Origin of the sequence: Paenibacillus tritici, assembly GCF_018207515.1 — a bacterium.
GTDB lineage: Bacteria > Bacillota > Bacilli > Paenibacillales > Paenibacillaceae > Paenibacillus_AQ > Paenibacillus_AQ tritici.
This window is the reverse complement of the sequence record NZ_CP073365.1, coordinates 3,924,273-3,938,707: the sequence shown is the minus strand read 5'-3', so window position 1 is coordinate 3,938,707 and position 14,435 is coordinate 3,924,273. Positions and strand designations below refer to the sequence as shown.

The following is a 14,435-nucleotide window of genomic DNA, read 5'->3' as shown; positions in this document are numbered from 1 at the left end:
TTATCGCTCCCCGCAAGTTATCTGTGATCTTCCCGGATAATCAGTCTATGAATCGTCTCTTCCCAAATGAGCTGATAGTCCAGCTCTATCTTCATCATCTTACATCTGGACAAATTATCAATCAGGAGGGCCAGAATCTGAGCGCTAACCCCGGTTGTGGAAGGGACAATAAGCCCGAATTCAGCACCCTTCGATAAAAGTTGAACAAAACCGTTAACAAAATCCTGTTGAACTTTCAATAGCGGCGCTCTAAATTGCTCATCCCGCTCGGCCAGTATCGCAAACTCACTCAGCACCCTTAAAGTTGAACGATACTCTTCATCATCGCTTGGCAGCATGTTTAGACCGCCGCGAATTAACGTCTCTGTGAAATTGTCTTCATTAACAGAGATAGTATCAAAGTACGCTGCGAAATGATGATCTCTAAAAATATGCTGAAAGGTCCGGCTGATCAACTCTTCTTTGGTAGCAAAGTGATAGTAAATGGAGGATTTAGTGATCCCCACTTTTTTGGCAATCATGCCCAGACTCGTCTTGTCTATTCCATACTCAGCAAACAGCTCAAAGGCTGCCTGGATGATCTGACTGGATGTAATCTCTCTTTTCTTGATCGCCCTCAGCCTCCCTTCGATATGAATTAATTCCATTATAAGAATTAGTCAGCTAGAATGTCAATAATTTAACGACCGATCGTTCAAAAAAAAGCGGGAAACGAAAACCACAAACGCAAAAGCGACCCTCCAATAATGGAGAATCGCTCTTTAGGACAACGCCATGAAAAGGCGCCTATGATTTTTTCACTGTGAAGTATACTTGATAGGGTTCATACCCGATGTCGCGGATTCTTCGGAGCTGAATGCCCGGGTCCTGATTGGCCGTCTTGAAGAAATAGCGCCAGCTGCCCCACTCCCGTTCATTCTCCATGACGATCTCAGCGGTCACATCCTCTGACGGTGTGAACAGAATCCGTTCGTGCTCGCTAATTCCGGCCAGCACTTCAGGACCAAACCGGAAGGCTCCGGTCTGTTCGTCGTCAGGCAGAGGAATGAAACGGATGCCGACCGGCAGAATGATGCTGATCCGGTCTCCGTCCTTCCAACTCCGCATGATGCTATAGAAGGCATTGTGATCCACAGATTTTCCGTGAAGCTGATCATTCACATAGATGACGGCTTCCGACATGATCCAGTCCGGTATGCGTAAATGGATGCCAAACGCTTGGGCAGAGCCGGTATGGACTACAAAATCATATTTTTTATAATCAGGCAGGTTCTCGTGAAGCGCGGTAATCTCATTCAATTCCTGCTGTCCGGCGGTGTTCGAGGAGTCCAGCATGCTTCCGCTCATGTAATCCTGCGATTGCTGAATGCGCACGTTCTCTCCATTGATCTCAGTTGTCAGCTCCGAGCGGAAATACTGGCATACATAGACATCCTTCTGATCCTGATAATAAATCCCTCGGTTCAATGCCGCATTGGCTTGTACCATCGTTCCGTGGCAGCAGAAAAAGCTGTCGGTCTCTGTACTCCAATCCTTCCGCAGCCCAGCCTTCATAGGCAGGAAGTAAGTAAGCAGCCCGGTGGCAGGATTATTATGCTTATTGCCGGTCAGGTGATACTCCTGGTAGTAGGCCTGAGCCATAATTCCGTTGTACAAATTATATTCAATATACTGTGCATAGGCCGGATGAGAGGTATGCCGGAACAGAAACTCTGCCAGACGAATCATGTTATACACCGTGCAGTGTTCCTGATTCTTATCACCGAGGCGGGCCTTGATCTTCATCTTCGGCATCCACACTTCACCGGCCGTATTCCCGCCAGTGGCCAGCGTTCCCCGCTCTGTGACCGCACATGTCCAGTAGGCTGTGACAATGTCCATCCATCTCTGCTCCCCGGTAACCTCGTAAGCTCTGGCACAGCCGAGTACCTCAGGAATGGTAGTGTTGGCGTGCATGTTGGTCAGCGGGTCCTTGTTCTCCAGTAACGGGCGGAACAGTCTGCTGCGGTAATAACGCTCCAGCAAGGTCTTGTATTTATCATTCCCTGTAATATGAAGCAGGTCCGCCCACGCTTCCAGCATCCCGCCTGTCTCCATGTCGAGAATATCATCGAATTTCTCTCTGCTGAAGGTACTGCTCCACTCCACGAACCAGTCTGCGAAGCGATCGGCTATCTCTAGTGCCTTCTTACTGCTGGTGAACTGGTACATATCCACCAGCCCCATGAATAACTTATGGATATTATACTGCGGGGCCCAGATCGCTTTGCCTTGGGCGACCCAGTGCAGGTATTTCTCAGGAATAGGCGCAGCCCATTGTCCGCCGTTATCCTTCTGGCATTCCGCCAGCTCGTCCAGGATGAGATCCGCTTTGAGCTTGAGCTCCAGATCACCGGTCTCATGAAACCGCATAGCTGCGGCAGACAGCCAGTGTCCAAGGAAATGCCCCCGGATCTGACAGACCGGCGTCTCCCAGCCCCCGTGTGCATCCGCTGGAATATCTCTGCCGTCATATCTGCCTGCTTCTACTTTATAGTTGAACAGGAGATTATCATTCGTTAGTTTCATTAGATAACGCCGGTTTGCTTCTTCCCTGCGTTTCAGATCATTATCTTGAAGTACAACATTCTTGCCCTTAAGTTCTCTCATTGCTGCAGCCCCTTAATCTAGTGACATTAATTTCACAATGAAAGTATATAGCAGCGCTTCCATCAATCCAATGATTAATACTCATATAAAGTTGATCCATACTGCTAAGATCAACGTGGACACTTTAAGCGGACGCTGCGCGAATGGACCGTTGTTTGGGTCGCTGTTTCCTCAGATTTTATTGATTCTCCTTAGCGGTGAAAATCCGGGGACAAAGGCGACCGCTTCATTAGGCAGGATACTGTAGCAATAATGGCTGAATATCCATTTGTAATTACTTTTTGAGTGAGTTAATATATTTGTTTTTCCTATAGATTTAATTACATTTATATATTAGACGAATAAGATAATACACCATAAGATGTTTTTATATAATACTAACGTTGGGGGAATAATCTGATGGCAATTTATGATTTTCAAGTAAACACGATCAGTGGTAAGACCATTGAATTGTCAATATACCTCGGAAAAGTACTCCTTATTGTTAACACTGCCAGCATGTGTAGTTATTCTCGCCAGTTCTCTGATCTTCAGAAGCTTTATGAAAGCCACAGTAAACAGGGATTTGAAATACTCGGTTTTCCTTGTAACCAGTTCAATGAGAAAGAGCCCAGGAACAACTCAGAAGTGCAGGAATACTATAAAAGCAACTTTGGAGTGACGTTTCCGCTATTTGAGAAAGTGGAGGTTAGAGGTCAGACTGCTCATCCATTATTTAAATTTTTAACGAAGCAAGCACCATTTCAAGGCTTCGATACCCGGTCTTCGAACGGTGAAAGGATGCAGAATTTCCTGCAAGAAAAGTATCCTGACCTTCACGCTGGGGATGGGGTCAAATGGAATTTCACAAAGTTTTTGATTGATCGGAACGGACAAGTGCGTAATAGATACGAAACAACCACGGAACCATTTGAAATACAGCCAGCGATTGAAAGACTGCTTTTAAAGTAATTGAATTGTTTCGGCGATTAAGTTAATGGGCAGGTTAGTTGAACAAGATCAGTGGAGGTTTTATGTCGCATTTGATGCAAACTTCTCAGTAGAGAATCCCATAAGAGCTGGTTTTGAGGGCTCCAATATAAAAACCAACAGCTGTTTTGAACTGAGAAATAAAGTCCTAGACTACTGTTGGTTTATTGAACTAACGTTACCCGGTTGCTTAACATAATTATGTTACTTTTGGATTAAGAATCAAGTTTTAGCGTGTGGTAGTTGTTCTTTATGTAGTTATAACCAGAATATATAGTCAAGATTAACGCAATATACAAAAGTATTTGGTCGACAGGAAATATTGTGATGAAACTGAACGGCCCGTTATTTAACAAAACAGCAGAAATTGCTACAACTTGAAATACCATTTTTATTTTTCCATATTGATCAGCTTGTAAAGCGATTTTTTGAGATGAGGCTACTATTCTAATTCCAGTAATAATAATCTCCCTTGCTATAATAGCAAAAGCGATCCAGGAGTATATTAACTGTTGATTTACCATTAAAATCAACGCCGCTGAAATGAGCAATTTATCCGCTAATGGATCCAAGAGTTTTCCCAAGTTCGTTATCTGATTGTATTTTCTTGCGATATGTCCATCTAATTTATCAGTGACTGAGGCAAGTATAAATACTGCTGTAGCATAATAAATCCCATAGGAATCTATGTGCTGTATGACATCAGATTTGTAAATCAGCCAATCTGGATATATGGGGAAAAGTAAAATGAAAATAGGGATTAACAATATTCTTGCAATAGTAATTTTATTCGCTAAATTCATGGATTTCCTCCTTAACAGCACTTCACTTATTGTACCATATATTGGAACGATGAGTTAAGGATACATGCGCTTTATTGCGAGTTATCTTAAAGAAGCTTTTTCATCGAGTCGATAGTTATAGTGATTGTTGCATGGGAAACGTTAGTTGAACGACAACAGCGGCAGTCTAAGACTTTATTTTTCAAGTCTTGTTCTGTCGCTGCTTTTTTAAATGGATTAGTCTAATTCTTTATTTTCACTGAACAGCATGACTATTTATTGTGATGGTTGTGCCAGATGTGTAGTTCTACTGACCGCTCCCTTAGCACTTGCGGCAGACTTAATTGCACTTCGTACAGCAAAACGTCTGATTTCAAACCAATTATTCGTTTAGATGTATTTCGTACATTTAAAACTCCATTTTCTTCTGGTTCTCACCCCTTTGGGCTGATTTAGTTGTACAGACTACAGGTATACGATGCTCGTATGCCCTATCGCTGTTTTTAATTGTACATTCTACAGCTATCGTTGATTCCCTTTGCCGGTTGATCTATTTTCGTTTCACGGAACCTCTGAGGGTCTGACTCTATAAACAGATTTAAATCTGATGCGTAATAGTCTTAAACGCCTGCTTCCGTTCCCTGCATAAGCACCTCTACTAGCGCCTTAAGTGAATAATCAGAGGTGGAGCATAACAGAATGCTTCCGGCATTCTGCGGCAGGTACGCATCGTCATACGGGTTGCGAAGCACAAGGTTCAGCAGCGGTCCGGCGGCTGCGAGCTGACGGGCAAGCTGGAGCTGCCCGCTGAACAGATGGGCGTTCAGCGTTCCCTGAATCACTACGCGGCCGGCAGCCTGTGCACACAAGGCCGCGATTTCAGCGGCTTCGGGCTTCATGCTGCAGTATTGCACCTGCACGGACAAGCCCACGGCTTCCAGCAGCGCGGCCAAACCGATGTCATTGCCGCCGGAGTTGTCGGCAATGGTAAGCTGCTCCTGCTGCGGCAAGATCAGCATATATTGGTGTGAGGCAGACAGCGGCAGCAGTTGCAGCGGATCGCGGCTGACCTTGACCGTTCTGCGTGCAAGCTGGAGAGCCGCCTCGTTCCAGCCCTCCCGTGGAATGGGCCGGGCCCCGGCCTGGTATTGCCGGAATTTCGTATACAGGTGTTGGATACGAATGACTGATTCGTCGATTCTGGATTCGTCAATTACGCCATCCAGAACGGCTTTGCGGATTCCGGCGATCACCCGCTCCTGGTATTCCGGGGTATGGCACATCAGAATCATATCGTTACCGGCCAGCACGGCCAGTACGCCCACCTCATCCGGACTGAAATGCTTGCGGATCGCTCCCATCTCAATATCATCCGTGCAGATGATACCCTCGAAGCCCAGTCTGCTGCGCAGTAAGTCTCCGGCAAAGAAGGGGCTTAGTGAAGCAGGCAGTCCTGCCGACTCGGGAATGTTAGGAAATACGAGATGTCCCATCATGATCGAATCCGCCCCGGCTTCTATGGCGGCTATGAAGGGTAGCAGCGGCCCGTTCAATAATTCCTCCATGGTCAGTCCGCATTCAGGAAGGACGACATGGGAATCGCCGCTGACCTGTCCGTGGCCCGGGAAATGTTTGGCCGTCACAGCCACACCTGCCTCATGCATCCCCTGAATATATGCCTTGCCGAAGGCAGCCACCGATTCAGGGTCTTCGCCGAAGGAACGTACTCCGACGACCGGATTGTCAAGGTTCGTATTCACATCCAGCACCGGAGCCCAGTTCATCGGGATGCCCAGCGAGTGTAGCTGGCTGCCGATGATTTTTCCCTGGAGATAGGCGGTGTCTGGATCTTGGCTTAGTCCTGCCGCCCGGTTGCCGGGGATGTAGGGATAGAAGGATTTGAACTTGGAGAGCGTACCTCCCTCCTCATCAATCGAGACATAGTAAGGCTGCGGAAGGCCATAATCACCAGTAATCGACTGCACTTCCTCCATGAGCTCCAGCGTCTGCTTCTCATTCTTCACGTTATGGGGGAAAAGCCCGATCCCTCCGAACCGGTTCCGGGACATCCGCCCGCGGAATTCCGGCTCTGCTGCCGTGGAGGGGGTTCCGACCACACACATCAGGGATATTTTGTCCTCCAGGCTCATGGCTGCCGGTGCCGGATCTTGTAGCGAATTCACTTCGTTCTGCTGCATAACTGCTCCATCCTCCTGTCGGTTTGTTTAACTCTCGCTGTGGACAAGCCCCAGCTCCTGATAGAGCGTCCGCTCCAGATAATCGTGCAGATAGAACCGGGAACTCACGAAATGCTCGGCCATATCGCGGGGCTGATACTCCATTAGAGCCTTCAGCATCCGGGGCCGGACTGCTTCCCGCCCGTTGTGGTTGCGCGTGTAATTATTCCGCAGCGAGCGCCATTCCGCGCTGTCGCCCGGGTACAGCTCCCAGCGGTAGACATACTTGTGGATCGCCCTGGAGCGGTCTGTCGCCACCTCGAACTCATGCATGATCGAAATTAGCTCGGCGTAATCCTTATTCTTCTGCACCTCATCCAGCAGCTTCCAGATGATATTGTAGTAATCCTCCAGCCGGTAATTGCCGAGCCGCGCATGACCAGCCTGGGGAGTAATCCCGTGGAACAGCTCCAGGAAACGGTCAATGAAGGTGGAAGCATCGGCCCTCCGGTTCCAGGCCAGATCGGCATGCAGCAGCATCGGGTACCAGGTCGTTTCGAAGATGCCATAAGGAACGCCAAGGCTGAACGGACCGGTCCAGTTCGTTGCCACCATGCAACTAATGTTCAGCCGCTCTGCGGTCTCTGCCCACTGCAAGAGGTTGTCGGTCCGGTTGTCCAGAACCGGATAATTCTGATGCTCCGCCCAGTCGAAGCTGCGGACTGCCGGTGCACCCATCACCTCGATCCCGAGTGCCCTGAACTTATTCGTTAAGGCAGTAACCTCTGCTTCTATGTTGCGCCCGTTATAGATCCAGATCATCGCTGCACTGCGCGGATCAAGCTTCGCCAGCTCCTCCGGCGGGCACTTATCCAGCATGTCATGCCAGAAGACGGGCTGTCTGCCCCGGCTTGCCGTGAATTCAATCAAGCGGTTCAGGAAGGAGATGAACGCCCGCTCCCGCACGCCGCCGAATTGCTTCCGGCACGCTTCACATTCACACAGGCTGTACACCTCGTCACCGCCGAGATGGATATAGTGCGACTCTGGATGAGCATCCATCATCTCTTCAAGCAGACCGGTGATCAAGTCATAGGTCTCTGGATGTGAAGGGCAGATCTCCCCGGTAGATTCCTCGGTCTCCCGCAGATGCTTCCAGGCGTCATGCCGCAGCACATACTCCAGATGACCGAAGCTCTGCTGCAATGGAATAATCTCGATATAATGCTCATGAGCCGCAGTCTGGAGTGCCTCCAGCTGCTCCCGGCTAAGCGCGTGCTGTGGATGAGCGAATTCCCGGTGCGCCTTGAACAGGAATTTGTCCTCGTATTCAATGAGTACGGCGTTCGTCTTGAAGCGGGAGAATTCCGCCAAATAGTCCATTAGCCGCTCCGGCTTCGAGAACGTCTGGCGCAGATCGAAATTCATCACCCGCAGGGCGGTATCGGGCCAGTCTGTTATGGACACGGCAGGAATATCGCCGCCATACAGGCTCTGCAATTGCAGCAGCGTCTGCAAGCCGTAGTAGAGTCCGGGCGCATCCAGCGCGCGGATCATAGCCCCCCTTGCGCCCGCCTCCAGCAGGTACCCTTCCGCCTTGCCGTTCAGCACAGACAGGTCTGCCACTTCAACAGCCTTGACTGGTGCTGTATCCCGCCCATTCTCTTCAGATCCTGTCTGTTGCGGCAGGGTCTGCTGAATATGCAGCGAATAGCCCTGCCCTGATACAGCGCTGGTAACTTCCTGATCCGGGAATGCCCGCCGGCAATGCAGCTCCAGCCGGGGATCTTCCTGTTCCATTGTTAGATGAAGATGTACCCCTTCGCGGATCTGTAAAGGCTTCTCTTCTCTAATCCTCACCTGCTTCGGCTCGGGTATCAAGCTCAGCATCGCTCTCTCCTCCTAATCCTTATCGGCCGCGTGAATCCGGCCATTCTTCCATACCGTCTGAATATCCATGGCCCCGCCGTTCCTGCGGAAGCTGATCAGATCCGCAGGCGCACCGGCGGTAAGCCCTCCTGCCTGCGAAAGTCCCAGCAGCCGGGCGGGGTGAACCGAGGCGCAATCAAGGGCCTCCTCCAGCGGTGCCAGTCCGGCTTCCGCCAGATAGGCCACCTGATCGGCCAGCATCATGGCCGAGCCTGCCAGCAGCTGCGGATTGCCCGCCAGATGCAGCCGCCCTTCTGCCGTCAGAACAACGTCGCCGCCGATATGCAGCCGGTAGGCGCCCGGCGCCATGCCGCTCAGCGATACGGCATCGCTGACCAGGATCGCCCGGCTGCGCTTCATCCGCAGAATGACCTTCAGCAGTGAATCCGGCAGATGGCAGCCGTCCGCAATCATACAGCCGTACAGCTCATCGGCGGCCAATTGCTCCCACAGATAGTGGGGATGCCGCGGAAGCGTAAGATGTGTGCCGTTGCCCAGATGAGTAGACATCACCGCGCCTGCGGCAACCGCTTCCCGGATCTGCTCCGGCGAAGCCGCCGTGTGTCCGATCGAGACCCGGACACCGGAGGCGCTGCATCTGGAGATGAAGGCTGCGGCGTCCGGCCATTCAGGGGACACCGTAATGATCCGGATCTGCCCTTCCGCCGCCTCCTGCCAGCGGCAGAAGGATTCCCAGTCCGGCGGGCAGATATGCTCCCTTGGATGGGCCCCGCGCGGTCCGTCCTCCGGTGACAGAAAGGGCCCCTCCAGATGAATCCCTGCAATCAGACCAGCGGCATTCGGCTGTGTCCGCATGGCTTCCGCAATGACGGACAACGCCTGGGCAAGTGCCTCTGCCCTGTTCGTAATCAGGGTCGGGCAATAAGCCGTGACTCCCCGCGCCAGCAGGCGGCGTGAGAGTTCAGATACCGTCTCCGGCCGCAGCGGCAGCGTGTTAAGATCCAAGCCCCAGCCACCGTTCACCTGTAAATCGACCAGACCCGGCGCCAGCCAGGGCCAGTCTAATGTGAGAGGATTCTCCTCCAGGGTAACGATCTTGGCAATGACGCCGTCGGTTATACTCACCTCAACCGGAAGGCCGCTTCTGTAATGTCGTCCGGCGATGACGCCGCTCATGAGCCGTAGGCATCCCGGTCGGTGAATAGCGTAATACCTGGATGTGTACGGAGAATGCTGGCCGGACACGCGGTGCTGACCGGATCATAGAGAGCCGCCTGAAGAGCGTCATGCTTGGCCTTGCCGGGAACCATGGCGAACAGATGGCGCCCTGCCATCAGGGCAGGCACCGTCAGGGTCAGCGCATGGGCGGGTACCTCGTCCAGGCTGGCGAAGCAGCCGTCGTTCACCTGCTGCTGACGGCAGGCTTCGTCCAGCAGAACGCTTTTCACGGGATAGGGATCTGCAAAGTCCGCCACAGGCGGGTCATTGAACGCAATATGCCCGTTCTCCCCGATGCCGAGGCAGACGATATCAATAGGCGCTTCATTCAGCAGAGCTGCGTATCTCCGGCACTCCTCTTCGATATTGCCTGTTCTCCCGAGCAGCTCCATCCGACCCGGATTCACTCTGCGGAACAGCCGCTCCTGCAAGTAGTTCCCGAAGCGCTGGGGAGCGTCAGCCGGCAGGCCGATATATTCATCCATATGAAAAGCACAGACCCGGGACCAGTCGATCCCCTGCTCCTGCACCAGTCCCTCATACAGCTCCTGCTGTGACGGGGCTGCTGCAAATATCATGCGGACCGGAGCTGAGGAATGCTCCTGCAAGTCTCTGATCCTCTGCCCGACCTGTCCGGCTGCCGCCGTACCCATGTGACTGCGGTGGTTATAGACCAGCACAAGCATACGTTCCACCTGATGCTCCGCTGCCGGGTTAATAATGTCTGTCATGGTTATGCTTCCCTCCTTATTGGGGCGAAGCTCTCGCCCCTGTCTATTGCACTAACGTTGATGCGCCAAGTCTACACCATACGGAGTAGCGTCATGGCTTACGGCTGGTTATGGGCGCTGGCATAGTAATAACCGGCTGCCTGAATTCTTCTGGGCTCGAACCCGGCCTGTCGGCCCGGGGGAATGGCTTCTGAAGTAAAAGCTACACGCCCGTCCGCTCCCGTAACAGCCGCCGAGTAACGGCCTGCGGAATACGTGAACCGCCCTTCCACGGCGGCACCGGCAAGCACTTGGCCGGTAGCGTAATCACGCACCTTCATGGAAGCTGCCGCCGCTGTACCGTTATACGATAACAGCATATCTGTCGCGATCATTGGCTTAAGCGCCGTGCTGCCGGTGACCGCAGATACAATACTGGAGAACGGACCGATATTGCCCGCCAGATCGCGGGCCGCTACACGGTAGTAGTAGGTGGTCTCCGGCAGCAGTCCCTTGTCCTGGTAATTCAGGCCCCGGGCCAGACCGGCAATGTCCGCAGCGGTAGGCGTGAAGCCGGGCACCGTGCTGCGGTAGACGATATAGCGGTCTACCTCCGAATTGTCGCTGGCCATGCCGTAAGTCAGCCTTATACTCTGATAGTCACTGGCAACAGCGGACGGTGTGCCCGCAGGTGCAGACGGTGCTTCATCGTCTTCCGGCGCCGTCCAGAATACCCCTCCCGGCCCCCAATAGGAAGGCAGCGCCCGGTACGAATCATAATGATGTACAGCTATGCCGCCGAAGGCGCTGCTCTGCCCGGAAGCGGCATACACCTTGTCCAGCTCAGCTTCCATGTGGCTGCGGCCCTCCTCCTGAAAGGAGATGGTCTCCGGGTCGCCGCTGTTCGCAATGTCCAGAGTCTCCACCCCGATGACTACAGAATTCGGCTTGCCGATTGCTTCGGCGTAGGCCAGCTCCCCGGCTGCACCGGCAATGATACCTGCAGTCCCGTCGGCAGAATCCCGGTAATCCATGATCGAGATGTAGTCGGAGATATCCTGGATATGCTCAGACAGCCATTTCGTCGTGCCGTTCCACAAGATATTAGCTCCCTGCTCCGAGGAATCGTACCACTTGGGCACAGCCGGGCCGAAGGGCAGCCGGATGCCCGCTGTATCGCGGCGGTCAATCATCTTCTGCAGGCCGTCCAGGTACTCCTTCTGCAGGAACTTGGTTGGGTTTTTGAAATCCGGGGAAATATACGGCTCGATGTCCACATTGATCCCGTCGAACTGCTCATTCCCGGCAACGGTGAGATTGTAGTTGATAATCTGCTCGATCTCCCGCACCGCATGATCGTGGTAGCGCTCATAGGCTCCCATATAAGCCGGGGAGGTTCCGCCCGCCACCAGGGCATGGACACTTAAGTTCCGCTCATGCGCCCAGCGCATGAAGGAGCGCAGCTCATCTTCCTGCTCCTCCAGCGCCCGGTACCCGGCATAACTGCCTACAGCCAGATACAGCGTCGTGACCGGCTCTGATCCGAAGGTTGCGGTGTCCGTAACGAAGGCTTCCAGCACCTCCCGCGAGCCCGGATTCAGCAGCAGCTTGTAGCTCTCCGGCTCCCAGATCCACATCGCCCGGTCCTGCTCCGGCAACGGAAGTGCCGGCTCATGGGTGCCCGCACCGACCTGAGCGTAGACGGTCGGACTATAGCCGTAACGTCCGGGCGCATTGGTTGCCCGTGCTTCAAGGCTGACGGTCCGGTCGCCGGTTCCGGCCGTGTTCCAGGCATATACATAGTCCGTGCCATTATAGGCTGCCTGCTGCCAGGGTCCCCGGTTCACCCGGACCTGTACGGCCGAGACCGGCGTAGCCGATTCTGCCTGGACGGTGACCGCCACTTGTCCGGTCACAGCGATCCCTTCGTCCGGCCCCGTAATCGTCACCACGGGCGCAACGCCTGCGGGATTGTTCACCTCAAGGGTGACAGACGGACTCCACACCCCGTAGCGGGTGGTGGTATCCAGCCCTCGTGCCACCAGCTCCACTGAACCGTTGTAACGGGCAGTGTCCAGCGTGTAAGACCAGGTGCCGCTGTCATCTCCGTCCGGGTCGTCCAGCAGCACCTCGAATTGGGCTGTTCCGTCTACATACAACCGGACATCGTACAGTCCAGTATAGGTTCCGTTGACTTCCACCAGCCCGCCGGAGGATACATATCCTCCGGGCGGTTCGTCCAGCGTAATGGTGCCTGCGGCCCGGGCAGTGCCCGGAACCGCCGTTCCCAAGATTACAACCAGCAACATCACAGACCATATCCATCCATACCGTTTGCCAAAGCCTTGCAGCCATTGCTTCATAAGCGGCGCCTCCTTTAATGGTCAAGCGATTACCCTGAATGCCTTGCCTGTGCTTCTGCGGTTCTGCCCTGCAATTATTTACTGCCTAATTGAATATTCTGCACGCGGTCATACGCTTCCTTATACGTCTCCAGCAGCTTGTCTACGCCCAGATTGTTCATTTCCTCCACATATTTATCCCAGTCCGCCAGCTTGCGGGAGCCGGTGACGAACTTCGCGAAGCTCTCATCGCGGTGCTTCTTGATCGCCTGCCCGGTGATCGAGATGACTTCATTCTCCTTCTCCGTGAAGGCCGGACGCGGCTGCATATTGGCCGGATCGTAGTTGACGGCTTCTTCATAGGCGTGCTTCAGGTCCTCCGAGAACAGGGACAGATGGGCGTCGAAGTCAATCCAGGTATACGTTCCGCTGGTCTGCAGTCCCGTCTGCTTCCGCATCTCAATGACATCGGTGAATTCCGGCTTGAACTTGATCGCGTCGCCTTCCTTCACATACGTCTCGCCTTCCACTCCCCAGCTGCTGAGCGTCCGTCCGTCTTCCGAATAGAAAAAGTCCATATAACTCATGATGTCTTCGATATTCTTAGAGGTGGAAGCGACCGTCAGTCCGCCTTCCATATAATGGAAGTAAGGATTCAGCTGTTTACCGCCGGGAAGCCCGGCAGGAGGAGCCATGAACTGCATATTGAACTCAGGATTCTCCTTGCGCATCGCATTATTGAAGAAGTCCACCCGGCTGATGTAATCAACTGTCACGAATGACTTGCCGGTGGAGACCATATCCTGCCACTGCTTGGTTTGTAAGGAGAGGAAGTCCGGCGGAATCAGCCCTTCATCATAGAACTGCTTCCATCTGCCGACCATCTCCTTGTAGCTCTCCTCTGTCGGACCATAACGCCATTCCTTTTTGTCAAAATCATAGTACGCCCCTTCCCCTGTCTCATAGTTAACGGTCATGCTCATATTCATCTCATCGGGGATCTGGCCGTAACGGACCGATAGCGGATAACTGTCCGGGTATTTCGCCTTGAGCGTCTTGAGGGCTGTATGCAGCTCTTCATAGGTGGCCGGAGCCTTGATGCCTTCCTTCTCAAAAACATCCTGGCGGTACATCCAGATCATGCGGTTCGTCTCCCCGAAGCCCTGGTTCGGGAACATATACATTTTGCCGTCGGCCGAGAGCGCCGCCTTCGCCTCATCCGGATATTGCTTCATCCATGCGGTCAAATTCGGCAGCTTATCCATGTATTCCATCAGATCGACGAGTGCACCCTGCTGCCCGAACTTGTTCGATTCCTTGCGGTTGGGCATATACATCAGGTCCGGCAGGACATTGGAGGCCACCGCCAGGTTCAGCGCTTCGGCCAGCTTCCCGGAAGGCGTCTGCACCTCCAGCGTTACGCCGGTCTTGTCCTTGATCCAGCCCCAGACCGGCCAATCCTTGGAATAGGGGAAAGTGGCGTTGTTGTCCAGCAGTGCGGTGAAGGTGTGCTCCTGCTTCGCCCCGGCAGTGGCAGCGGCATCTCCGCCGGATGTACCAGTAGCAGCAGGCGGGGTGCTAGTGTTGTTGCCTCCGCTACAGCCCGTCACCAGCATGGCGGCAGTTACGAGGGGCAGCATTACAGACTTCCATTTGTTCATTCATCATCTCTCCCTTAATTGTAATTATGGCGCAGGG

10 protein-coding genes are annotated in these 14,435 nt (G+C 53.2%); 1 reads left to right on the top strand and 9 read right to left on the bottom strand.

What is annotated here, in order from left to right:
• Positions 1 to 17: 17 nt before the first annotated feature.
• Both KDC22_RS33775 and KDC22_RS16830 read right to left on the bottom strand, forming a co-directional pair.
• Positions 18 to 647, bottom strand: coding sequence for a TetR/AcrR family transcriptional regulator (locus KDC22_RS33775; protein ID WP_281424853.1), 630 nt, complete (start codon positions 645 to 647; stop codon positions 18 to 20).
• A gap of 139 nt (positions 648 to 786) precedes the next feature.
• Positions 787 to 2,649: a beta-L-arabinofuranosidase domain-containing protein gene (locus KDC22_RS16830; RefSeq protein WP_211719724.1), complete on the bottom strand. Its 1,863-nt coding sequence runs from the start codon at positions 2,647 to 2,649 to the stop codon at positions 787 to 789.
• Positions 2,650 to 3,048: 399 nt separating this feature from the next.
• Here KDC22_RS16830 and KDC22_RS16825 point away from each other — a divergent pair, with 399 nt between their 5' ends.
• On the top strand, positions 3,049 to 3,600 hold the full coding sequence (locus tag KDC22_RS16825) for a glutathione peroxidase (protein ID WP_211719723.1): 552 nt from the start codon (positions 3,049 to 3,051) through the stop codon (positions 3,598 to 3,600).
• A 233-nt stretch (positions 3,601 to 3,833) separates the two neighbouring features.
• Here the strand turns inward: KDC22_RS16825 and pgsA are convergent, their stop codons facing one another.
• The 7 genes from pgsA to KDC22_RS16790 form a co-directional block, all read right to left on the bottom strand.
• On the bottom strand, positions 3,834 to 4,421 hold the full coding sequence (gene pgsA / locus KDC22_RS16820; RefSeq protein ID WP_211719722.1) for a CDP-diacylglycerol--glycerol-3-phosphate 3-phosphatidyltransferase: 588 nt from the start codon (positions 4,419 to 4,421) through the stop codon (positions 3,834 to 3,836).
• Between the two features lie 599 nt (positions 4,422 to 5,020).
• A complete protein-coding gene (locus KDC22_RS16815; RefSeq protein ID WP_211719721.1) occupies positions 5,021 to 6,598 on the bottom strand; it encodes a glycoside hydrolase family 3 protein in 1,578 nt (525 codons plus the stop codon).
• A 27-nt stretch (positions 6,599 to 6,625) separates the two neighbouring features.
• Positions 6,626 to 8,467 (bottom strand): family 20 glycosylhydrolase, encoded by a 1,842-nt coding sequence (locus tag KDC22_RS16810; protein WP_211719720.1) that lies wholly within the window; start codon positions 8,465 to 8,467, stop codon positions 6,626 to 6,628.
• Between the two features lie 12 nt (positions 8,468 to 8,479).
• Complete coding sequence (locus KDC22_RS16805; RefSeq protein WP_211719719.1) at positions 8,480 to 9,643, bottom strand: N-acetylglucosamine-6-phosphate deacetylase; 1,164 nt, start codon at positions 9,641 to 9,643, stop codon at positions 8,480 to 8,482.
• Positions 9,640 to 10,416, bottom strand: a complete 777-nt coding sequence (locus KDC22_RS16800) for a glucosamine-6-phosphate deaminase (RefSeq protein ID WP_211719718.1) — start codon at positions 10,414 to 10,416, stop codon at positions 9,640 to 9,642. Before KDC22_RS16800 ends, KDC22_RS16805 begins: the two co-directional genes overlap by 4 nt.
• Before the next feature lie 98 nt (positions 10,417 to 10,514).
• Positions 10,515 to 12,758: an Ig-like domain-containing protein gene (locus KDC22_RS16795; RefSeq protein WP_211719717.1), complete on the bottom strand. Its 2,244-nt coding sequence runs from the start codon at positions 12,756 to 12,758 to the stop codon at positions 10,515 to 10,517.
• A 74-nt stretch (positions 12,759 to 12,832) separates the two neighbouring features.
• The gene (locus KDC22_RS16790; RefSeq protein WP_211719716.1) at positions 12,833 to 14,398 is read right to left on the bottom strand and encodes an extracellular solute-binding protein; all 1,566 of its coding nucleotides are present in this window, start codon (positions 14,396 to 14,398) and stop codon (positions 12,833 to 12,835) included.
• Between the last annotated feature and the right edge of the window lie 37 nt (positions 14,399 to 14,435).

Excerpts from the sequence above, each read along its gene's own strand:
- KDC22_RS16810 (WP_211719720.1), bottom strand. The coding sequence starts at position 8,467 with ATGCTGAGCTTGATACCCGAGCCGAAGCAGGTGAGGATTAGAGAAGAG.
- KDC22_RS33775 (WP_281424853.1), bottom strand. The coding sequence starts at position 647 with ATGGAATTAATTCATATCGAAGGGAGGCTGAGGGCGATCAAGAAAAGA.
- KDC22_RS16830 (WP_211719724.1), bottom strand. The coding sequence starts at position 2,649 with ATGAGAGAACTTAAGGGCAAGAATGTTGTACTTCAAGATAATGATCTG.
- KDC22_RS16800 (WP_211719718.1), bottom strand. The coding sequence starts at position 10,416 with ATGACAGACATTATTAACCCGGCAGCGGAGCATCAGGTGGAACGTATG.
- KDC22_RS16825 (WP_211719723.1), top strand. The coding sequence starts at position 3,049 with ATGGCAATTTATGATTTTCAAGTAAACACGATCAGTGGTAAGACCATT.
- KDC22_RS16815 (WP_211719721.1), bottom strand. The coding sequence starts at position 6,598 with ATGCAGCAGAACGAAGTGAATTCGCTACAAGATCCGGCACCGGCAGCC.
- KDC22_RS16790 (WP_211719716.1), bottom strand. The coding sequence starts at position 14,398 with ATGAACAAATGGAAGTCTGTAATGCTGCCCCTCGTAACTGCCGCCATG.
- KDC22_RS16805 (WP_211719719.1), bottom strand. The coding sequence starts at position 9,643 with ATGAGCGGCGTCATCGCCGGACGACATTACAGAAGCGGCCTTCCGGTT.
- KDC22_RS16795 (WP_211719717.1), bottom strand. The coding sequence starts at position 12,758 with ATGAAGCAATGGCTGCAAGGCTTTGGCAAACGGTATGGATGGATATGG.
- pgsA (WP_211719722.1), bottom strand. The coding sequence starts at position 4,421 with ATGAATTTAGCGAATAAAATTACTATTGCAAGAATATTGTTAATCCCT.